Here is a 20,202-nt window from a genome sequence, read left to right as displayed (position 1 = left end):
GTGCTGCAATGAAATATTTATGGGGAACATTGCTCGCGCTGGCCATGATCTTTTTGGTTGTTGGCATCATCTACTGGATGAATATGGGTTGACCTTGTACACCTTAGAATGCAGCATACATGAAAATCGAAACAAAAGGAAAGGCAGGTCGATTCAAATTGACAACAAATACCGTATGTCCTTGGTGCGATACTGAAATTATATGGGATGAAGAGCTTGGACCGGAGGATGAATGTCCATACTGCAATAACAGCTTAAGAGATTACGGCACACTTCAAATTGATCTGGATCCAGCTGAAAAGCCTCACAAAGCCCATACGGCTGAGGACAAGCATGATGAACACAGCCATGAGGATGAGGAACGCGGATGGTCCAACTTCCAGTGGGAGGATGACGGAATCCTGTATGACAGTCCTGAAGCTATAAAGGTTCAAGAAGGCTTGGACAAGCTCTTGCATGAGCAAGAGGAAGTTCCAGAATGCCCGCAGTGCAGAGAATATATGGTGTTTGTAGGCAAAGAGCAGTTGAAGGAACGCTTTACCCCTCATTTGATTGGGGGAGAGGCGCTGCTTCATGCTCCAGTTCAATTGAATGTGTATACCTGCATGTCTTGCTACCAAGTATCCAAGTTCTTGGATGTGCAAGGAAGAAAGCAGTTGAATGATTCCATTCAGCGCTTAAGCAAGTCTGAATAAGCATTTGGAAAATGGTTGAAGTCCTGATGAACCCGCTCGCTTTAGGGTATGTTAAGCAACAGAGCTTAACGAGACTTAATGCGCGAAGGGGGTCTCTCTAGTGCAAGCACGCTTGGATGGACAGACCAAACTCCTCTTGCTTGTGTATGGATTGTTTGCATGTGCTAATGCGTTCTCAGGCACATTTGTAAACGTGTTTTTATGGAAGGTTCGTCCCGATTATGCGCTCATAGGATGGTTTGCTTTGTTGCAGCAGCTGTCCTTGGGCGCTGCTTTTGTCTTAGGCGGCAAGTGGGTGAAGGAGCATAACAAAATGAACTACCTCCGTCTAGGAATCATTCTTGCAGTTGCCTTCTACACGCTTGTCCTTATCCTTGGCAAAGGGGCGATTGATTGGATTTGGCTATTAGGCATTATACTAGGGCTCGCGATGGGCGCTTTTTGGCTTTCCTTTAATGTTGTCTATTTTGAGGTCACAGAAGCTAATAATCGGGATATCTTCAATGGCTGGGTAGGCCTTATTGGCTCAGGTTCCACGATGATTGCGCCATGGCTGTCAGGACTTCTTATCGGGCGATTCGCGGATCAAGGCTACAACTACATGTTTATGGCCTCAATCGTGATCTTCTCCATAGGCGTCGTTCTAAGCTTCTGGCTTAAAAAGCGTCCACCCGGAAGAGCATATCAATGGAACATACCTTTAAAGCTGTGGTTGCGAAAGGCCAGCTTGTGGCATCCTACCTTTTTTGCATTAGCAGCGCAAGGGCTCAGAGATGGTGCTTTTGGATTTTTAATCGGCTTGCTGGTGTTCGTGGCAACATCAAACGAAGTGAAGCTAGGCAATTATACACTTTGGACATCCATTGTTGGATTAATCTCCTTTTATATCGTTGGACGATTTATGACATGGAGGTATCGATCTGTAGGCATGCTGGCAGGAACTATCGCGATGGCGCTATCCGTTATCCCTCTTTTCGTAAAGGTTCACTATGTCACCTTCTTGCTGTTTGGCATCGGTATGGCCTTGACCTCGCCTTTGTTTGTTATTCCGATGACTTCAACAACCTTCGATCTTATGGCGGAAAACGATGAAGCGGTGAATCAGCGAGTGGAACTGACGGTACTAAGGGAGTTAGGGTTATTCGTTGGAAGATCCTTGTCGATCTTAGCCTTTATCGGGCTTGTCTCCATTTCGACGAAAGCAGAGGTCATCGTGATCTTTCTAGCCATTATAGGCTGCATGCCCATTATTAGTGCATGGCTGATGCGCAAGCTCGTGCAGCGCAAAGCCCCGACGCCAACGACAAGTTAAACATTTCGAAGAGCTGCTTTCAAAGGCTTTTGGCGAGCTGCAGATGTTATTGCAGATTATAAAGGCAGATTTAGACGTTTTGGTCTGAATCTGCCTTTTTCATGGAGTTCCTTTGCCTAAGGGGAGGAAGGATAATGGGGACGCTCGAATTGAAACAAATGGGCATCGGGATGGAAGCCCGTCTTAATCAAGGCTGGAATAATATCAGTAGCAATCGCACAGTATACGGTTCCGTTGCCTCCATATCCTTCAATAAAGGTGGAGCGGGGGTACTTTGGATGCATGCCGATCATTGGATAGCCGTCATGCGTACTGCCAAAGACAGCCGACCAGCTATATTCTGCTTCGATAGGATGAAGCTTTGGAAATAGAGCCGCAATCTCGCTTTCGAGCCGCTTCGTTGTATGATGAAGCATTCGCTCACGCTCCTCTGGTATGATGGAGCCAAAGTCAAACCCGCCCGCTACAATTCTTTGATCTGGTGTCGTTCGAAAATACTTATAGGGTCTAGCGGTCTCCCATATGAGCATACGCTGCGGCCAAGCCTCTTCGAGCCCCTCCACTGGCTTGGTGACAAGCGCAAAGCTGCTTTCTAGAACGGCATTTTGATCTCGTTTCATTTCTTGCGTCTCATAGCCCATTGCATAGACGACATGCGATGCCTTAATCCTGAAGCCTTTGTCTGTAATCAATACAATGTGTTGATCGTGTTCTTCGCGCCGCTCAATTCGTGTATGCTCATACAGTTGGAGGCCATAGCGCTTGGTCGAAGTCTCAAACAGCGCATGCACAAAGGCATATGGATTCACCTCTGCATCGCCATGGGTGACGATCGCAGCAGGCTTCACGAACCCAAAGGCCGTCTCAATCTGGGCCTGATCCCACCATTCCACATCGAAGCCATGCTGCTGCAAAAGTTTGTATTCTTCACGATGTTCCTTGACATCTTCTGAAGTGCTGGCTAAATACAAGCTGCTTCTAGGGACAAAATCTACCTTTGTCATGAGAGAATCATGAATGGCGCTTAGCTTCTCGACTGCTTGCTTGCAAAGCGTGTAGAAGCGTACCGCATTGTCTCTTCCGAACGTATGCATGCAAGCTCTTAACGGCTTGTCATTACAGAACTGAAGCAGGCCTGTGTTCGCACAGGTGCTTCCAGCTCCAACTTGACGCTTGTCCACGGTGACAGTATGGATTCCTTTGCTTACAAGTTCATGAGAGATGAGCGCGCCGCTCATGCCGGCTCCCACAACAAGCACCTCACATTCTAGATCTTGCTCAAGGGTTGAGTAGCTCCAAGTCGCTGCTGTGAGCTCAGGCCAGCCAGGTGTGCCGCTTTTTAGCTTCATGCGTATATCTCTCCTTTTCCAGTTACATAATTCCCTAATGACTGGCCCATAATACGTGGAAGAAAGACTTGAAAGGAGATGACAGCATGCAAGCTTCAGGAATGAGTATGAAGCCTTTGTCAGGCAAGGAATTGGAGTATATTGTGGATTGCATTTCCAATGAGGATCTGTTGTTGAAGCAGGCAGCAGCAACAGCTGCAAGCCAAGTTCACCAAGAGGTTAATCATTTGCTTAACAGCTTTATCCAAACGCATCAGCAGCATATTCATACGCTGACAAACGCAATCTCTCAGCACGCGAATATGGCACCAACTCAGCCACAACAAGGCTAAGCTCTTCATCCTAGAAAAGGAGGGATATTCCCATGCATCAATCATCGTTCATGCCAGAAGAAGATATGCTGTATACGATTCTTGCTGATTTGAAGCGCACGTCTCGTGAATATACGACAGCAGTAACAGAGGCGAGCTGTCCTGTCGTTCGGCAAATGTTTACAGACCTAACCAACAGCACCTTAAAGCTACAGGGTGATTTGTACTATTTAATGGACCAGCTAAATATGTACAGTGCTTCCTCACCTGTGCTGAAGCAAGAGATCAATAAGCAGCTTCAACAAAACCAGCAAAATATGCAGAAAACACAGCAATTTTTGCAGCAGAAGCAAGGCCAGCAGCACGGGATGGACAATCATAGCAATACTTACGCTAGCTTTCAAGCGCAGCATAATCAGCAAGACCATCACGGTCACTCATACATGTAAGTGAGCGTTCAGGGCATGCATCAAGCTTCTTATTGAACCTATGCATGATCCGTCTAATGACCTATGGAAGGGCTTTGCTCCCTGTCATAGGTCATTTTTATTTGCCGTGTTCTGTCAGGGATTGTTACCTTAAGTCCTTGGCAGAAAGTTGCAATAGGTGTATCATATGGTCATATCTATTATGAACACACATTCTTAACATTGCATGCTAAATGATAGAGCGATACAATTTATGTTGCATAAACAATCGTGGGAGGACCGTCTTGAATGAAGGAACTTAGTGAATTAAGCCTTAATATTTTGACCCTGCTAAAAGAAGATGCGCGCCGATCTCCAGAGCTTCTTGCAACACTTCTAGGCGTAAAAGAAAAAGAGATACGTGACGCAATCGCTCAGATGGAAGAAGATAATGTCATTGTGAAATATGCTACAGTGGTCAACTGGAGCAAGGTGGATGAGGACAAGGTTACAGCACTTATCGAAGTTCAGATTACACCTGAGCGCGAGCGCGGGTTTGAAGGAATTGCAGAGCGGATCTATTTGTTCCCACAAGTTAAATCCGTCTACTTAATGTCTGGCGCGTATGATCTTCTCGTTGAAGTGGAAGGCAAGAACCTCCGTGAAGTGGCAAACTTTGTCTCTGACAAGCTTTCCCCTATCGAATCCGTGCTATCTACGAAAACTCACTTTATTTTAAAGAAATACAAGCAGGACGGCATTATTTATGAAGATCATGAAGATGATCATCGTCTTGTGATCTCTCCGTGAGGTGATGGAACGTGAACAATGAAACGATAGGCTCACGAGATATGGGAAGATACTTGAATGCACGAGTAAGAGATATTGCTCCATCCGGCATTCGCAAGTTTTTTGATCTGGTTAGCGGCAATAAGGATATTATCACGCTTGGCGTGGGGGAACCGGACTTCAGTACTCCATGGCATGTGCGCGAGGCATGCGTCTATTCACTAGAGCGTGGACAGACTCGATATACCTCGAATGCGGGAATGCCAGAACTTCGTGAAGCAATTGCAGAGTATCTTGATCGCTCATTCCAGATTCAGTATGATCCGGGTAAGGAAATGATCGTAACTGTTGGCGGCTCGGAAGCAATCGACCTTGCGCTTCGTGCTCTTGTGGAGCCAGGCGACGAGATCTTGATACCAGAACCGTGCTATATATCGTACTCTCCGATTGTATCGATCGGCGGCGGTGTTCCGGTCGGCATTGAAACCTTCGCGAAGGACGGCTTCAAGCTGACAGCCGAATCTCTCCAGAAGGCGATCACGCCTAACTCGAAGGTGCTCATCCTTTGCTATCCAAGCAATCCGACTGGCGGCATTATGACAAGAGAAGATTGGCTGCCGATCGCGAAGATTATTGAGGAGAATGATCTTATTGTAATCTCTGATGAGATCTACGCAGAGCTTACCTATGATCAGAAGCATGTAAGCTTTGCTTCTTTGCCTGGCATGAAAGATCGTACGATTCTCGTCAGCGGCTTCTCCAAGGCATTCGCCATGACAGGCTGGCGGATGGGCTATGTGTGCGCTCATGAGGAATTGACCCAAGCGATGCTTAAGATTCATCAATATACCGTCATGTGTGCGCCTGTAATGGGACAAGTTGCAGCACTTGAAGCGCTGAAGCACGGCTTGGATGAGAAGGACCGCATGGTAGAGTCCTATAATATGCGTCGACGCTTAGTTGTCAAAGGGTTCCGAGATATCGGCCTGGATTGCCATGAACCACAAGGTGCGTTCTACGCATTCCCATCGATCCAATCGACGGGTTTAACTTCTGAAGAGTTTGCAACAAGGCTTCTGTACGAAGCGAAGGTCGCAGCTGTTCCAGGCAATGTATTCGGCCAGGGAGGCGAAGGCTTCCTCCGCTGTTCTTATGCAACATCCGTACAACAATTAACGGAAGCAATCGAGCGTATGGGAGAGCTTGTGACAAAAATCAGACAAGAACGTTAAAAACATGCATAATCAGATAAAAAATGCTAGTTTTTCATAAAAACGTTTGATACAATGTGAAATGTGTCAAATAGGTTTGTTCCATCATTTGGAAGAATACCCTATACTAATCAAGCAGCGGAAGGAGGAATAGAACTTGTTTTGTTCAGACTTGGCATTTACCAACTTATCCCGTCAAGTGATTCGTGAAGAACGCCATTCTGTTACATGGTCGGACAAAGCAAGAAACGTTTCATCCAGCCTGCTTGAACTTGAGCAAGAAATCCGTGTTCTCCGCAAGCAAATGGAGCAAATGTTTCAACAAGAGCAGTCCTTCACTGCTGACAATGTCATCGAGATCAGCAGCTTGTTGGACCTGAAGATCAATGAATATATGAAGTCTGCTAACACGAACAAGTAATGGTTGTACTCATATGAATTGGTGAATATTGAGGAGCAGGCCCTAATAGGGTCTGCTTTTGTTGTATATTGCCTTTATGATAAGATGAAAAGGAATAGATAAAGATATGGTTCGCCAATGAGAGGGGAATAGTGATGAGAGGAATTAGACGTGGGCTGGTCGTCCTCAGCTTGTTCATGAGTATGCTTGTATTAAATGCATGTGGTGAAGAGCCTGCTGATTTTACGATGTTTATGATGGCGCAGGGAGCCGTGCCAAGCGAGATCACGACAGCGATTCAGGATGATTTGACTGAACAATACAAGGATCAGTTCACGATTCAAGTGGTATCACCGCCGATGTACAATATTCAGCGTCTGCTTATTGAATATGCAGCGAATAAGAACAGTCTGATCATTCTGCCTAAGGATGATATCAAAGCATATTCTCGCAATGGCGGGCATATTGTACTCGATTCCTATTTTGATCAAGAGCAATATGCAGAGGGTGTAATGGAAGGGCTTGTAGAGCCAGGCGATGGAAAAGAGAAAAAAGACGTGCTAGAGGAGCATCTGTATGCATTGCCAGTTAGCAAGCTGCCATTTATGGAGAAGCATGGAGTGACGAACCCTGAATTTCTCATTGCGATTCCAGCCAATGCACCAAATGTGGAACGTTCGGTTGAAGTGCTCAAAATGATGACAGACAAGCAATAATCCACATCGTTCATTTCAATATGGCACAGGAGGAGAACAGACATGAATATCTATACACGTACGGGTGATGAAGGCATGACTTCCCTTAAAGGGGGACGTGTTCCGAAGGACCATCTTCGAGTAGAGGCATACGGTCAGCTAGATGAATTGAATGCGTTTGTAGGTGTGGCGTTAACCCATGCAGCAGAAGATTCATACGCTGAGCTGAGAGAGCAATTGCAGAACATCCAGCATGAGCTGTTTGACTGTGGTTCAGATCTCGCTTTTGCTGAAGACAAGCTTGGGAAGGTTACATATAAAGTGACGGAGGATCTCGTTCTTCGTTTGGAGCGTTGGATTGATGAGCATAACGCAGCAAATGTGGAATTGAGACGATTTATTTTGCCTGGAGGCAGTGCGTTAGCGAGCGCGCTGCATGTGTGCAGAACCGTATGCCGCCGTGCGGAAAGACATGTAGTAAGCTTGGCTCGCTCAGAAGAGATTAATCCATACGCCCAACAGTATGTGAACCGCTTATCCGATTATTTCTTCGTGGCAGCGAGAAGAGCGAACGGACTTCTGCAGGTTCAAGACGTCGAATATGCACGAAGCGCTGTTGTATTCAGCCGCAAGGAGAAGAAGGAGTAGCATGAAAGATGACAAGGAGCGTCCTCTTCAAGGCTCAGATGCTCTTTTGCACACCATTACAAGCAAAGAGGACAGCGATCAGCCGATCTGGGAATCGGCTCACTTAACCTATCAGGTTCAAGAACATGAGGACGGCATTCAATTGAGGACGGTGCTCTTATCGCGTCTCCATCTATCCAGACGATTAATTACACGATTGAAAAAGCTGGAGAATGCAATAACCGTCAATGGCGGGCGTTCCTACAATCACAAGGCCTTATCGGCGGGAGACGAGGTTGTCATTCGTGTGGCAGAACCGCAAAAGGAGACCATTGTTCCTGAACCGATTCCAATTGAGATCATTCATGAAGATGACGATATTCTGGTGCTGAACAAACCTCCTGACATCGTCGTTCACCCGACATATGGATTCCCGAATGGGACATTGGCCAATGGTGTGGTTCATTATTGGAGAAGCCGAGGCGAACAAACGAGATTTCGACCAGTTCATCGCTTGGATCAGGAGACCTCAGGCGTGCTCGTCGTAGCCAAGCACGCTTATGCCCACCAGCAGCTCTCCGAGCAGATGCAGCGCGGCGAGATGGGCAAGCGTTATATTGCCTTTGTTGAAGGCGCTCCTCATCCTGTAGAGGGTACTGTTCATGCGCCGATTGATCGTGACCCTGTTGATCGTCATCTTCGGATTGTCACGCCAGCAGGCTACGACTCCATTACGCATTATCGAACGTTGGCTGTTTATCCTGCTTTGGGCACGCAAGCAGCGAAGGTTAGCTGCAGGCTGGAGACGGGAAGGACCCATCAGATCCGGGTGCATATGCAGCATATTGGCTGCCCTTTGATAGGTGACAAGTTCTATAATCCGAACGGGGTCTTGCATCATGAACTGAAGCGGCATGCTCTCCATGCCGTCGAGCTGTCCTTCATCCATCCTATGACTCGGGAGAAAGTAGTGTTTGAAGCTCCGTTACCCGAGGATCTTGTTCATCTTGAACATGATTTGCAGCAAAGAGCACGGAAGGGAGATTAGAAGATAATGAGTCAATTAATCGTATATCATTATGCGAAATGCGGAACATGCCGCAAAGCGATAAAATGGCTTGAGGAGCATCATCATGAGCTCAAGCTAATTCCAATTGTGGAGGAGCCGCCAACTGCAGAGGAACTGACCAAATGGATTGAACTTAGCGGCCTTGAGTTGAAGAAATGGTTCAACACTTCAGGAGAAGTATACAAATCCATGGCGCTGAAGGACAAGCTTCCTGCAATGAGCCGCGAGGAGCAGATTAAGCTTCTGGCATCGAATGGCAAGCTGATCAAGCGGCCTGTGGTTACGGATGGTCAAAAGGTTACCGTTGGCTTCCGTGAACATGAGTACGAAATGATCTGGGCTTAAAAAGTCGGTGCAGCGGGCATGTTAAAAGTCCTCCTAAGCGATTGGTGAGCAAAATAGGAGAGAAGAATCTTTTGTTGATCCAGCTGCCTAGGCTGGACTTGCTGCCATAAACCGACATCGAACGCATCGAGGACTCATGCTATACTGATAAGAGTTTGGATAAGGATAGACCCTAGTTTATGAAATAAAAGGAGTGCAATAGATATCGTGGAAATGATAGAGCCTGTTGATATTTCTAGACCTAGCTTAATGCTTGTAGATGGCATGGCGGTATTATTCCGGGCATATTATGCAACCGCGTATGGCGGTTCTATTCGGCGCATGAAGGACGGGACTCCGACGAATGCAGTGTATGGTTATATGCGATACTTCTGGGACGCGGTGGAGACGTTCAAGCCTACACATATTGCTTGCTGCTGGGATCTTGGGAGCAAGACGTTTCGCTCAGAGCAGTTTACCGACTACAAAGCAAACCGTGCTGAATGCCCGGAGGATCTTGTGCCACAGTTTCAGATGATGAAGGATGTTATGGACGCTTTCGGCATTCCGAATATTTCCGTTGAGGGCTATGAAGCGGATGATTGCATTGGCACCCTTTCACGCTTGTATCGTGAGGAATATGATGTGATGGTGCTGACGGGAGACCATGATATGCTTCAGCTTGTCCATGATCATACGAAGGTTATTATTATGAAGAAGGGGCATGGCAATTACGCTGTGTACACACCGGAATACTTGCAGGAAGAACGCCAGATCCTTCCAGATCAGGTTATTGATATTAAAGGGCTGATGGGCGACACTTCAGACAATTATCCTGGAGTGCGCGGCATCGGAGAGAAGACAGCCTACAAACTGGTTCAGCAATATGGCTCTATTGAGGGCATTCTAGGCAACATGGAAGAGTTGGCTAAAGGAGTGCGCACGAAGATTGAAGCAGATCTCGATATGCTTCATCTATCACGCAAGCTTGCGACGATTGATTGCGATGCGCCGCTTGCTTGTGATATAGAATCATGCTTCTTTGACCCTGATCGCAATCAGGTATCCACGCTGATGGAGAAGCTTGAGATGACGAGCGTTGTACGCCTCGTTGGCATGTGAGAGAGTGAACCGTGTGGACGCTCTAATCAACTGAAACTGCTAATAATAATGACATGACAGCAGCCGAGTACCGTTATCAGGGATGAACCTGATGGGACTCGGCTCTTTTTCATGTTCTTCCAATCACAGCATCGTTTTTAATCGGTAAAGTGAGCATCTCCTACGACGTGCCGCAGGAAGGAGCGCAGCTCTTCTCCCTCTTCCTCGTTTAAGCGATAGCGATCCTCTAAATACCCTTCCTCATTAAGGTCATCTTGGCCCAGGATGGCTGTGATGCCGGATTGGAGATCGGTAACGAGCTTCTTGCCGTAGAATCTGCTCGTAGTTGTGATAGCGAGATCGAAGCGATGAAGGCTTTCTCCGATAAAGGTGACGAAGCGTGTAGATGTGTCTTCTGTATGATCAGATAAAAAATCAAATTCATTAGCCATATGCGAGTCCTCCTTCAGAATAACGAGTCCATTATAAAGGATAGCTCCATGAGTTGGAAGACTTTGTTTATTTAGGAGTTGATTCTAGGACCGTGAGTCAACTGAACCATACAACCTGCTGCTTTTCTGCAAACAAGCATTTGCCTAACCTGTACAGATTCATAATGCCAGATTGAATGCTGTCCTAAATATTGACAGGCGTTGAAGTGTGAGCTATGATAGCCGTAATACATAACTAGGATGAGGAAGCACCTCTCAAGTGGTCATGGCGACACAAAGAGGTGCTTCCTTTTTTTGTGTAGGAGTGGCCGTCTGGTTATGAACATTTATCCATTGGAGGGATCAGTAGATGAATGTCATATGGATGACAAGGCTGGAGAAACGGGTGGACGATGAGCGAATGGAAGGTGGGTTGTTAAGCGCTGGAGAGCTGGAAGGAAAGTGGCTCGTGCTCTGGGAGGATGCATCAGGCAGTCCGAAGGAAGAGAATGCATCAGATGTGCTTTACGAAGGCGCCGTATGGTCTGAGATGCGTGCAGCGCTTCGTGCAGGAGTAGCGAAGCTGCTTGGAGCCGGCTACCAGCCTGCCCTTGGCTTTATTCCAGATATGAACCTGCATGAGCGCAGGATGAAGGAACGCAATGAATGGATACACTGCTATGCTGACTTGAATCGAGATGATGCTCTGTATGAACAGCTTGCGGCCTGGAGGAGAGATCAGGCAGTGGCGAGCCGGCGCGCGCCATACTGGATTGCCACCAATCGCATGCTTCGTTTGGTGAGCACCTACGTACCGCATACAGAAGAAGAGCTGCGGCAGTTGCCGGGCTTCGGCGAATCGAAGGTAAAGGCTTATAAGGACTCCATTCTTCGCATTACGAAGCCGCTTGACCGCAAGATGGACTTTCCATTGGAGTGGGTGCAGGATGCGTTGAGCGAAGAACAGTTCCTCAAGTGGATCTATGAACAAGAGGAGATGAAGATGAGTCTCGAGTTAAAGCGCTTGATCGAGCGGAGACTGCTGCTTGAAGGCATCCAGTCGGAGATGGCGGTCAAAGATCTTAAGGCGCTCTTGAACATCGATCGCAGAGAGCTGATGGTGAGAATTGAAGCACTTGCAGGCGATGGATACGATGTGCTGCCGTTTATTGAGATGGAGCTGCAGGAGGTGCCTGATGAAGAGCAGCAGGCGATTGAAGAAGCGCTGCAGGAGCTTGGCGGAGAATACTTGAAGCCTATCTTCATCCAAGTATATGGCGAAGAAGCATTGGAGTCTTCAGGGGGAGAATTGCAGCGGAGATACGAGCGCATTCGTCTCCTGCGCATGAAGCAAGAAGATGCACAAGAGGAAGCTCTTGCAGTTGAGCCTAGAATAAAGGCAAATAAAGCAACGGCTTAAGGCCTTGATTCACAATCACAGCAAGATTTAGAGGCTAGGGTAAGGGTATTAGGCGAAGTGTTCATGTTCATAAGCTGGGGGTTGAGATCAAGCTTTGTGAGCGTTAAGCCATAGAATAAGAAATCCCCCGCTGTACTAGAGATAGACAGCAGGGGATTTGTATTATTAATAAGGTCGCCAGTTCTTGCCCCGTGCAGGTATTAGAGCCAATCCTTCTTGCGGAACCAATACAGCATGAACAAGCCAAGCACAATCATAAATCCACTGGCATACAGCGATCCGTGCTTGTCGTGGAGAAAAGGAATGCTGTCAAAGTTCATGCCATAGAAGCCTGTAATAAAGGTTAGCGGCATGAAAATGGTCGTAACCGCCGTAAAGATTCTCATAATCTCGTTGGCGCGGTTGGCAATGCTTGATTGGTATGATTCTCGCAAGTTGCTCATGAGGTCACGGAACGTTTCAAAGGTTTCGGACACCTTGACTGCATTTTCGTATATATCTTGGAAATACTTTTGCAGGTTCTCATCAATGAGACGCAAATCTTTGCGGTATAAGAGAAGGAGAACTTCCTTCTGCGGCCCCAGTGCTTTTTTCAGCCATAGAATCTCGCTTCGAAGACTAATGATCTCATTCAAATGCGTCTTCTTGGCATTCATCAGCACTTCTTCTTCGAGACTTTCGATCTTCGCTTCAATTCGGTCTGATACATTGAAGTAATTGTCCACCACAAGGTCCGTCAGGAGATAAAGCATGCGGTCAGCTTCATTGACTTCCTGTTCCCACAAAATAGGCTTAACGGTGCGAAGCTCGCTGATTTTTTGCTTGGTTACAGTAATAATATAATGCTTGCCCAAGAAGATGTTCAGCGCTCGCAAAAAGATTTCCTCATCATCAAATCGAATGCTGTTAATCACAATAAAATAATGGCCTTCATAGATCTCCAGCTTAGGGCGCTGCTCTTCATCGCTCAAGCAGTCCTCTACAGCAAGATCATGCATTTTAAATAACGGCTGGAGAACGATGAGATCCTCTGCATCTGCATCGATCCAATAAAAGCCTTGCTCTGGCGGAGTCAGCGTGACATCGATATCATCGATCGGCGTAAAGACTCCGTTGTTGACGAGCCGTATTTTCATCACAATCACTCCTTCATGCCACCTTGCATGGTAGCTTGCGTCGTCTTGTACATGACGATTCATGCAAGAGGATGATTAGAAGGAGAATCACCGTGGGAGTGAGGGATCGCTTAAGAAGGCCGCAGCATCGCATTCAGGTAACTTTGACTGGAATGCAACGATGGGGCTTGCAAACGATAGACGACGTTCTCATGGCTTCTTGAATCATTGTCCTGCCGAATCGCCATATTCGGTTGTGTGTTCTCGCCTCGGCACTGCCTCGGGTCGCCATCCATCCGAAATCACCTCATAAAATCAATATTGTGCTTATAAGCACCTTGTCTAGTATACGGGCTGTCCAAATGTCTTTCAAGGAAAAAAGAAGCTCACTCCTATCCTATCATATGGCGAATGAGAAGATATGGTGATTTCACACTTGACGAACGGTTGACAATGCATTAAATTATTACCAAGTGAAAAACATCCAATCGAATACGTATACGGCATTCTTATCAAGAGCAGGTGGAGGGACAAGCCCGATGAAGCCCGGCAACCGGCGTGAGCGTAACGCGAACGCAGCGGTGCTAATTCTTGCAGCCATGAGGTAGCAATACCTGATGCTGATAGATGAGAGGGACCTTGCACATATGAATGTGACCCTTTCTCGTACTGCTGGGAAAGGGTCTTTTTGGTACACGCAGACTTCGCATAATAGCATCTTGCTAGCCTTCACAACGTTGTACTCACTGCTGATACATGCATATACGCAGATTGGTGTTACTTATATATTGAACAAGGAGGAGTTCGTCATGCCGATTAAAATTCCAGATCATCTGCCGGCAAAAGAAATTTTGACTCAGGAGAATATTTTCGTCATGGATGATTCGCGTGCTTACACGCAGGATATTCGTCCACTGCGCATTGTTGTGCTGAACTTGATGCCGACCAAAGAGACGACGGAGACTCAGTTGCTCCGCCTACTCGGCAATACACCACTTCAAGTGGAAGTGACGCTGCTCCATCCCGTTACGCATCAATCCAAGAATACGTCTGTAGAGCACCTCTCAAGCTTCTACAAGACATTCGGTGATATTGAGCATGAGCAGTTTGATGGAATGATTATTACGGGTGCCCCAGTCGAACAGATGGAATTCGAAGAGGTCACGTATTGGAACGAGCTGTGCAGCATTATGAAGTGGGCAGACCGCCATGTTACTTCAACCCTATACATCTGTTGGGCCTCACAGGCTGGCTTGTACTATCATCATGGTGTTCAAAAGCATCCGTTGGAGAAGAAAGTGTTCGGGGTCTTCTATCACGCCTTGACGAAGGAGAATGTGAAGCTGACACGAGGGTTTGATGAAGCCTTCTTGGTTCCGCAGTCAAGACACACCGAAGTGCGCAGAGAAGATATCGAGAAAATTCCCGATCTTGAGATTCTTTCGGAATCTGAGGAGGCCGGAGTATACCTAGTGGCCAGCCAAGATGGCAAGCACATCTTCGTTACAGGGCATTCGGAATATGACGCTTGCACGCTGAAGTGGGAATATGACCGCGATATTGCGAAGGGAATGGATATGGAGATCCCATACAACTATTACCCGAATGATGATCCAACCAAAACGCCGCGTTCCACTTGGAGAGCCCATGCGAATCTGTTGTTCTCGAACTGGCTGAACTATTATGTATACCAAGAAACGCCTTATGAGCTTGGTTCTGCAACATCGAATAAAGAAAGTGCAGGTGTCTAATCATGATTGAACGCGACGAGCTGTCTTACCGTATCGAAAGTCAATTAGCCCAGATCGGATCAATTCATGATCCTAATACGGGGGCCGTTAATTTTCCCATCTATCAAGCCACGGCATATCGACACCCTAAGCTCGGAGCGAGTACGGGCTTTGATTATACACGCACGAAGAATCCAACCCGAGCGGTGCTTGAGGAAGCTTCAGCTCGGTTAGAATGTGGTGATGCTGGCTTCGCATGCAGTTCAGGCATGGCGGCGCTGCAAACCGTGTTCGCCTTGTTCAGCCAAGGGGATCATCTCATTGTATCCCTTGATCTGTACGGTGGAACGTACCGTATGCTGGAGCAGCTGCTATCCCGCTTTGGCATCTCTGCTTCCTATGTGGATACAAATGATATGGAAGCGGTGGAGGCGGCAAGAACGCCTGCTACCAAAGCCATATTTATCGAAACGCCAACAAACCCACTGATGATGATAACCGATATTGAACGGGCTGCGACGTGGGCAAAGTCACATCAACTGCTCACAATCGTGGATAATACGCTGTTAACGCCCTTCTTCCAGCGTCCAATTGAGCTGGGGGCAGATGTTGTGGTGCACAGTGCCACGAAGTATCTTGGCGGACACAATGATGTGCTGGCAGGCCTTATTGTCACGAAAGGCAAGGAGCTCTCGGAGCAAATGTTCTTCCTTCACAACTCCATTGGAGCGGTGCTTGGGCCAACGGATTCCTATCAGCTCATGAGAGGGATGAAGACACTTGCGCTTCGTATGGAGCGCCATGAGCACAACGCAACGCATATTGCTTGTTGGCTGAAGGAGCACGAGGCGATTGAAGCCGTATACTACCCCGCTCTTCCAGATCATCCTCATTACGATATTCAATGCAAGCAGTCCTCAGGCAATACAGGCATATTCTCGTTTCGCCTGAAGGATGCTCGGTATGTGGAGCCTATTCTAAGACATATTAAACTGATTGCCTTTGCCGAGAGCTTGGGCGGAGTAGAGTCTCTTATGACCTATCCTGCAGTGCAAACGCATGCTGACATTCCGCTTGAGATCAGAGAAGCAGTCGGGGTGGATGACAGGCTGCTGCGATTCTCAGTTGGCATTGAGCATGTAGAGGATTTGATCGCGGACTTAAAGCAAGCGCTTGAAGCGGCTAAGCAGGAAATACAGGCGCTGCAAGTGATGGAAGGAAAAGGGGTGTAGAAGATGGCGGATTCTCATTGTTCACAATCAAAGGAGCAGCATGCAGGGCAGGATCGATTCGCAACACGTTTGATCCACTTTGGCAACGAGATCTGCCAGCATACGGGGGCATCCAGTGTTCCGATTATGCAAGCGACGACCTTTCATCATGAGGATATTTATCATCCTCCCAAGCATGATTATTCACGTTCTGGCAACCCAACGAGAGAGGCGCTTGAGCAATATATTACTGTGCTTGAGGGCGGAACACGGGGCTTCGCTTTCTCTTCTGGCATGGCTGCGATCTCGGCTTCCTTTATGCTGTTCTCTGCGGGTGATCATGTCATTGTAACGGAAGATGTCTATGGCGGGACGTATCGACTGCTCACGTCGATCCTCAGCCGATTCCAATTGGAAGTAACCTTTGTGGACATGACGGATCTTGAGCAGGTAAAGGCCGCTCTTCGTCCGAATACGAAAGGGGTATACATTGAAACCCCGTCCAATCCAACGCTTAAAGTCACGGATATTCGAGCAGTGGCAGCATGGGCGCGCGACAATGGACTGATCAGCTTGCTGGACAATACTTTTATGACGCCGTACCATCAACGTCCGCTTGAGCTTGGGGTGGATATTGTCATCCACAGCGCTACGAAGTTCCTAGGAGGCCATAGCGATGTTCTAGCAGGACTTGTGGTAACTAAAGATGACGAGCTTGGCGCGCAAGTCAAAATGCTTCAGAATGGACTAGGGACGGTGCTTGGCGTACAGGACTGCTGGCTCCTGATGCGAGGCATGAAGACATTGGGAGCACGCATGAGCCATAGCGAAGTGAGCGCCAAGCGTCTTGCGAATTGGCTTCAGGCACGAGAGGATATCGTGAAGGTATACTATCCGGGATTGGAGGATCATCCTGGCCGAGACATTCAGGAGAGTCAATCCTTAGGGTACGGTGCGGTTGTATCCTTTGATGTAGGCTCTGGCGAGCGAGCAAAGCAGGTGCTAAATCACGTTCGTCTGCCGCTTGTTGCCGTTAGTCTTGGCGCAGTGGAGAGCATTCTCTCGTATCCTGCGATGATGTCGCATGCAGCGATGCCTGCTTCGGTACGCCAGGAGCGCGGCATCACTGACGGCCTGCTGCGATTCTCGGTAGGGCTTGAGCATATTGAGGATTTGCTTGCCGATCTCGATCAAGCGCTGCAAGGCTGATTGGCGGTTGTATGGACTTGAAATTTTCTAAAAACATATAAAAAGTAGAGCGACAAGGTTCGTTTTATAACTATTTTTTTACATATAACCGCTTTCGGAGTCGCGAGCAGAAAGAATCAGAATGCTCGGGCTTTCGGAGCGGTATTTTTTCGAAAATCCATAGATTTGGCGGCAATCATTTCCCTGAAGAGAGGGTACCCACGCCGTTTAATCTATGTTACGATGAAAGATAGATGCGAACGGAATCTCGTTCCAATCATAATAAGAACACCACGGGAATATAGCTACATCATACCTAGAATGACAGGCTATAATCCTTATCCCTTTTTGCATAGGATTCCAACGATACAAGATGAGAGGAAGTGACGGTGAGGATGAGTTCACCGGTAGATCGCATACTAGACAAAGCCGTTCGCGGCGAGCGCATTAATACAGAAGAGTGTGTAACCCTGTTTGAATCGGATCAGATTGAAAAAATGGGACATGCTGCTAATCAAATTATGCTCAAATGGCATCCGGAGCCGATTACGACCTTCGTGATTGGACGCAATATCAACTATACCAATGTTTGTGACGTCTACTGCCGATTCTGCGCATTCTATCGTGCTCCTGGATCGAAGGAAGGCTATGTGCTTCCAAATGATGTCATCTTCCAGAAAATTCAAGAAACGATCGATGTAGGCGGGACTGAGATCCTGATGCAGGGCGGAACGAATCCGAACCTGCCATTCAGCTATTATACAAACCTGCTCAGCGAGATCAAGCAGCGCTTCCCTGACATTACGATGCACTCCTTCTCTCCAGCGGAGATCATGAAGATGAAGGAAGTATCAGAAGGATTGTCCCTTGAAGAAGTGGTGGCACAGATTCATGCTGCTGGTCTTGATTCGCTTCCAGGTGGTGGAGCTGAGATTCTTGATGACCGTACACGCCGCAAGATCAGCCGCTTGAAGGGCTCTTGGCGCGACTGGATGGATGTGATGCAGACAGCTCACAAGGTAGGCATGAATACGACCGCGACCATGGTTATTGGCTTTGGCGAAGGTACAGATGAAAGAGCGCTTCACCTTGAGCGTGTGCGCATCGCACAGGATGAGTGCATCACGAACGAGTATTCATCGAAGGGCTTCTTGGCCTTCATTCCTTGGACATTCCAGCCAGACAATACCAATATGAAGAAGACAGAGCGCGTGACGCCAGAAGAGTATCTGAAGACGCTCGCGATCAGCCGAATCTTCCTCGACAATATTCCGAATTTCCAATCCTCTTGGGTAACGATGGGACCAGAGATTGGCAAGAAGACGCTCAGCTTTGGCTGCAATGATTTTGGCAGCACGATGATTGAGGAGAATGTGGTATCTGCAGCAGGAACGACCCACAAGGTGAACATCGAGAGCATCCTGCGCCATATTCGTGAGGCGGGCAAGATTCCAGCGCAGCGCAATACCCGCTATGAATTGCTCAAAGTGTTTGACGATGTGAGCGATGGTGTTGAGCGCGACTTTATTATGCAAAACTAAATGAAGATTAGGGCTCTCATGCTGATCAAGCGATGTATGTATGAACAGCCCTCTAATAAAAACGTGTTGATGCGCCTTTGAGCAGTCAGCACGTTTTTTTATGATTGACAATGACTGAACAGATTACCATAACCCACTTCGTATATCTCATTTCAGGGCCCCATATACTGAATAAGGAACAGAAAGGAGTGAGTTCATGGAACTGTTCACGATCACGATCCAAAATCCATCCGACCCACATTTAACTTCCCTGATTACGCTGCTTGAACAAGAATTGGGCGATTTACATAAACATCCGTGCGGAGTGACTTTAGAGACGTTTGAAGCTTCTTCCGTGTCTGGTGTCACATGTGTAGGTCATTTACCCGGCTTTCAGCTTCAGCTTCATGGGCAAGAGGTGTGGAACCGAGCCTCCCGCGCTCTGGCGGAGTATATCTTGGCTGCAAAAGAAGAACCACTCATTCGCTCCTTGTTGGATAAGGAGCGGCATCTTGACCTTGAGGAAAGGGGCAAGATTGAAACGTACTGCATGCAATTGTTGAATGGATATGAGGAACTGAATCATGCAGATAGCAGGCAGCGCCGCAAGACGAAGCTAAGCCGTATCCTCGTCAAGTATTTGGAGGAATACACCTCGCTGAACCTAGAAGGCTTTATCCGCTTTCGACTGGACAACTATTTGTCCGAGCTTCGTGAGGTGGTGGATTATGCGGTAGATGAATATGTGCTTGAGCGTCAGTATCAAGAGTTTATCGGACTGCTCAAATATTTTGTATTTATTCAGGACACGAAGATACCGCTTGCACATCTTGTGCATAAAGGCGGTCATGAATTTGTGCTTCTGAATGAACGCTGGGACCCGCTAGAGCCTTCGCATGTGGTGGAGGGAATGGTCGTCGAGATGATTGATTGCGATATGGAGATGGAAGACATGATTGTGAGCACGCTCATCAATGTTTCTCCGGGGCATATCGTGATTCATACACGCGAGAAGGATTCGCAGGTGATTAAGACGATTCAGCAAATCTTTGACACGAGAGTTCAAGTATGCGATTACTGCAAGGACTGTGAAGCCCATCTATCGCCTGGATGGAAGCCGCAAGAGCAAGTGATTGATGTGCAGCATTAAGTGAGGGCTTGACCAGATGCGGTTATATCGCATATAATATCCCATATTATGAATGAAGGGCATGGTTGCCCTTATCCATGTATGGCGTCGAAGAAGACATGATTGCTTGCTGGTGACGTATCAGAGAGAGGAGACTAAGGCTGGAAT

22 protein-coding genes and 1 riboswitch are annotated in these 20,202 nt (G+C 47.4%); of the genes, 18 read left to right on the top strand and 4 right to left on the bottom strand.

Annotated elements, in window-relative coordinates; genetic code table 11:
• Nucleotides 1–119: 119 nt before the first annotated feature.
• Nucleotides 120–695: a hypothetical protein gene (locus B9Y93_RS18405; protein ID WP_085496774.1), complete on the top strand. Its 576-nt coding sequence runs from the start codon at nt 120–122 to the stop codon at nt 693–695.
• Nucleotides 696–795: 100 nt separating this feature from the next.
• Entirely contained in the window at nt 796–2,007 is a 1,212-nt protein-coding gene (locus tag B9Y93_RS18400; protein WP_085496772.1) for an MFS transporter, read from the top strand.
• 116 nt (nt 2,008–2,123) lie between these two features.
• Here B9Y93_RS18400 and B9Y93_RS18395 read toward each other — a convergent pair whose 3' ends face one another.
• Complete coding sequence (locus tag B9Y93_RS18395; protein ID WP_085496769.1) at nt 2,124–3,356, bottom strand: NAD(P)/FAD-dependent oxidoreductase; 1,233 nt, start codon at nt 3,354–3,356, stop codon at nt 2,124–2,126.
• An 86-nt stretch (nt 3,357–3,442) separates the two neighbouring features.
• Here B9Y93_RS18395 and B9Y93_RS18390 point away from each other — a divergent pair, with 86 nt between their 5' ends.
• The 10 genes from B9Y93_RS18390 to B9Y93_RS18345 all read left to right on the top strand — a co-directional run bounded on the left by B9Y93_RS18390 (nt 3,443) and on the right by B9Y93_RS18345 (nt 10,311).
• Nucleotides 3,443–3,688: a hypothetical protein gene (locus B9Y93_RS18390; protein ID WP_085496767.1), complete on the top strand. Its 246-nt coding sequence runs from the start codon at nt 3,443–3,445 to the stop codon at nt 3,686–3,688.
• A gap of 32 nt (nt 3,689–3,720) precedes the next feature.
• Nucleotides 3,721–4,116: a spore coat protein gene (locus tag B9Y93_RS18385; RefSeq protein ID WP_085496765.1), complete on the top strand. Its 396-nt coding sequence runs from the start codon at nt 3,721–3,723 to the stop codon at nt 4,114–4,116.
• A gap of 267 nt (nt 4,117–4,383) precedes the next feature.
• Entirely contained in the window at nt 4,384–4,884 is a 501-nt protein-coding gene (locus tag B9Y93_RS18380; RefSeq protein ID WP_085496763.1) for an Lrp/AsnC family transcriptional regulator, read from the top strand.
• Between the two features lie 41 nt (nt 4,885–4,925).
• Nucleotides 4,926–6,095, top strand: a complete 1,170-nt coding sequence (locus B9Y93_RS18375) for an aminotransferase class I/II-fold pyridoxal phosphate-dependent enzyme (protein WP_085496886.1) — start codon at nt 4,926–4,928, stop codon at nt 6,093–6,095.
• Between the two features lie 136 nt (nt 6,096–6,231).
• On the top strand, nt 6,232–6,495 hold the full coding sequence (locus B9Y93_RS25245; RefSeq protein ID WP_085496761.1) for an aspartyl-phosphate phosphatase Spo0E family protein: 264 nt from the start codon (nt 6,232–6,234) through the stop codon (nt 6,493–6,495).
• Nucleotides 6,496–6,629: 134 nt separating this feature from the next.
• The gene (locus B9Y93_RS18365; protein ID WP_085496759.1) at nt 6,630–7,190 is read left to right on the top strand and encodes a hypothetical protein; all 561 of its coding nucleotides are present in this window, start codon (nt 6,630–6,632) and stop codon (nt 7,188–7,190) included.
• Nucleotides 7,191–7,232: 42 nt separating this feature from the next.
• Nucleotides 7,233–7,817, top strand: coding sequence for a cob(I)yrinic acid a,c-diamide adenosyltransferase (locus B9Y93_RS18360; RefSeq protein WP_085496757.1), 585 nt, complete (start codon nt 7,233–7,235; stop codon nt 7,815–7,817).
• Between the two features lies 1 nt (nt 7,818).
• On the top strand, nt 7,819–8,844 hold the full coding sequence (locus tag B9Y93_RS18355) for an RluA family pseudouridine synthase (RefSeq protein WP_085496755.1): 1,026 nt from the start codon (nt 7,819–7,821) through the stop codon (nt 8,842–8,844).
• Nucleotides 8,845–8,850: 6 nt separating this feature from the next.
• On the top strand, nt 8,851–9,210 hold the full coding sequence (locus B9Y93_RS18350) for an arsenate reductase family protein (protein WP_085496753.1): 360 nt from the start codon (nt 8,851–8,853) through the stop codon (nt 9,208–9,210).
• A gap of 213 nt (nt 9,211–9,423) precedes the next feature.
• The gene (locus tag B9Y93_RS18345) at nt 9,424–10,311 is read left to right on the top strand and encodes a 5'-3' exonuclease (RefSeq protein ID WP_244903472.1); all 888 of its coding nucleotides are present in this window, start codon (nt 9,424–9,426) and stop codon (nt 10,309–10,311) included.
• 137 nt (nt 10,312–10,448) lie between these two features.
• Here B9Y93_RS18345 and B9Y93_RS18340 read toward each other — a convergent pair whose 3' ends face one another.
• Nucleotides 10,449–10,742 carry a DUF3055 domain-containing protein gene (locus B9Y93_RS18340; RefSeq protein ID WP_085496750.1) on the bottom strand — a complete coding sequence of 98 codons (294 nt, stop codon included), beginning with the start codon at nt 10,740–10,742 and terminating at the stop codon, nt 10,449–10,451.
• A gap of 349 nt (nt 10,743–11,091) precedes the next feature.
• Here B9Y93_RS18340 and B9Y93_RS18335 point away from each other — a divergent pair, with 349 nt between their 5' ends.
• Nucleotides 11,092–12,141, top strand: a complete 1,050-nt coding sequence (locus B9Y93_RS18335) for an HRDC domain-containing protein (protein WP_085496748.1) — start codon at nt 11,092–11,094, stop codon at nt 12,139–12,141.
• 200 nt (nt 12,142–12,341) lie between these two features.
• Here the strand turns inward: B9Y93_RS18335 and corA are convergent, their stop codons facing one another.
• Together corA and B9Y93_RS24655 are read right to left on the bottom strand one after the other, a co-directional pair.
• On the bottom strand, nt 12,342–13,277 hold the full coding sequence (gene corA, locus B9Y93_RS18330) for a magnesium/cobalt transporter CorA (protein WP_085496745.1): 936 nt from the start codon (nt 13,275–13,277) through the stop codon (nt 12,342–12,344).
• Nucleotides 13,278–13,387: 110 nt separating this feature from the next.
• A complete protein-coding gene (locus B9Y93_RS24655) occupies nt 13,388–13,552 on the bottom strand; it encodes a hypothetical protein (RefSeq protein ID WP_170936448.1) in 165 nt (54 codons plus the stop codon).
• 210 nt (nt 13,553–13,762) lie between these two features.
• Nucleotides 13,763–13,890: riboswitch (SAM riboswitch) on the top strand.
• Between the two features lie 175 nt (nt 13,891–14,065).
• Here B9Y93_RS24655 and metA point away from each other — a divergent pair.
• The 5 genes from metA (at nt 14,066) to ytxC (ending at nt 20,055) form a co-directional block, all read left to right on the top strand.
• Nucleotides 14,066–15,007, top strand: a complete 942-nt coding sequence (gene metA / locus B9Y93_RS18325) for a homoserine O-acetyltransferase MetA (protein ID WP_085496882.1) — start codon at nt 14,066–14,068, stop codon at nt 15,005–15,007.
• 2 nt (nt 15,008–15,009) lie between these two features.
• Nucleotides 15,010–16,218, top strand: a complete 1,209-nt coding sequence (locus tag B9Y93_RS18320; RefSeq protein ID WP_170936447.1) for a PLP-dependent transferase — start codon at nt 15,010–15,012, stop codon at nt 16,216–16,218.
• 3 nt (nt 16,219–16,221) lie between these two features.
• Nucleotides 16,222–17,406: a trans-sulfuration enzyme family protein gene (locus B9Y93_RS18315; RefSeq protein ID WP_085496743.1), complete on the top strand. Its 1,185-nt coding sequence runs from the start codon at nt 16,222–16,224 to the stop codon at nt 17,404–17,406.
• Nucleotides 17,407–17,780: 374 nt separating this feature from the next.
• Complete coding sequence (mqnC, locus tag B9Y93_RS18310; RefSeq protein ID WP_085496740.1) at nt 17,781–18,926, top strand: cyclic dehypoxanthinyl futalosine synthase; 1,146 nt, start codon at nt 17,781–17,783, stop codon at nt 18,924–18,926.
• Between the two features lie 196 nt (nt 18,927–19,122).
• A complete protein-coding gene (gene ytxC, locus B9Y93_RS18305; protein WP_085496738.1) occupies nt 19,123–20,055 on the top strand; it encodes a putative sporulation protein YtxC in 933 nt (310 codons plus the stop codon).
• The last annotated feature ends 147 nt before the right edge of the window (nt 20,056–20,202 follow it).

The sequence above is a fragment of the Paenibacillus aquistagni genome (assembly GCF_900177815.1).
Classification (GTDB): Bacteria; Bacillota; Bacilli; order Paenibacillales; family Paenibacillaceae; genus Paenibacillus_B; species Paenibacillus_B aquistagni.
Note: the sequence above shows the minus strand (reverse complement) of the source record. Positions and strands in the feature narration are given on the sequence as shown.

Excerpts from the sequence above, each read along its gene's own strand:
- B9Y93_RS18405 (WP_085496774.1), top strand. The coding sequence starts at position 120 with ATGAAAATCGAAACAAAAGGAAAGGCAGGTCGATTCAAATTGACAACA.
- B9Y93_RS18395 (WP_085496769.1), bottom strand. The coding sequence starts at position 3,356 with ATGAAGCTAAAAAGCGGCACACCTGGCTGGCCTGAGCTCACAGCAGCG.
- B9Y93_RS18390 (WP_085496767.1), top strand. The coding sequence starts at position 3,443 with ATGCAAGCTTCAGGAATGAGTATGAAGCCTTTGTCAGGCAAGGAATTG.
- B9Y93_RS18385 (WP_085496765.1), top strand. The coding sequence starts at position 3,721 with ATGCATCAATCATCGTTCATGCCAGAAGAAGATATGCTGTATACGATT.
- B9Y93_RS18380 (WP_085496763.1), top strand. The coding sequence starts at position 4,384 with ATGAAGGAACTTAGTGAATTAAGCCTTAATATTTTGACCCTGCTAAAA.
- B9Y93_RS18375 (WP_085496886.1), top strand. The coding sequence starts at position 4,926 with ATGGGAAGATACTTGAATGCACGAGTAAGAGATATTGCTCCATCCGGC.
- B9Y93_RS18365 (WP_085496759.1), top strand. The coding sequence starts at position 6,630 with ATGAGAGGAATTAGACGTGGGCTGGTCGTCCTCAGCTTGTTCATGAGT.
- B9Y93_RS18360 (WP_085496757.1), top strand. The coding sequence starts at position 7,233 with ATGAATATCTATACACGTACGGGTGATGAAGGCATGACTTCCCTTAAA.
- B9Y93_RS18355 (WP_085496755.1), top strand. The coding sequence starts at position 7,819 with ATGAAAGATGACAAGGAGCGTCCTCTTCAAGGCTCAGATGCTCTTTTG.
- B9Y93_RS18350 (WP_085496753.1), top strand. The coding sequence starts at position 8,851 with ATGAGTCAATTAATCGTATATCATTATGCGAAATGCGGAACATGCCGC.
- B9Y93_RS18345 (WP_244903472.1), top strand. The coding sequence starts at position 9,424 with ATGATAGAGCCTGTTGATATTTCTAGACCTAGCTTAATGCTTGTAGAT.
- B9Y93_RS18340 (WP_085496750.1), bottom strand. The coding sequence starts at position 10,742 with ATGGCTAATGAATTTGATTTTTTATCTGATCATACAGAAGACACATCT.
- B9Y93_RS18335 (WP_085496748.1), top strand. The coding sequence starts at position 11,092 with ATGAATGTCATATGGATGACAAGGCTGGAGAAACGGGTGGACGATGAG.
- corA (WP_085496745.1), bottom strand. The coding sequence starts at position 13,277 with ATGAAAATACGGCTCGTCAACAACGGAGTCTTTACGCCGATCGATGAT.
- B9Y93_RS24655 (WP_170936448.1), bottom strand. The coding sequence starts at position 13,552 with ATGGATGGCGACCCGAGGCAGTGCCGAGGCGAGAACACACAACCGAAT.
- metA (WP_085496882.1), top strand. The coding sequence starts at position 14,066 with ATGCCGATTAAAATTCCAGATCATCTGCCGGCAAAAGAAATTTTGACT.
- B9Y93_RS18320 (WP_170936447.1), top strand. The coding sequence starts at position 15,010 with ATGATTGAACGCGACGAGCTGTCTTACCGTATCGAAAGTCAATTAGCC.
- B9Y93_RS18315 (WP_085496743.1), top strand. The coding sequence starts at position 16,222 with ATGGCGGATTCTCATTGTTCACAATCAAAGGAGCAGCATGCAGGGCAG.
- mqnC (WP_085496740.1), top strand. The coding sequence starts at position 17,781 with ATGAGTTCACCGGTAGATCGCATACTAGACAAAGCCGTTCGCGGCGAG.
- ytxC (WP_085496738.1), top strand. The coding sequence starts at position 19,123 with ATGGAACTGTTCACGATCACGATCCAAAATCCATCCGACCCACATTTA.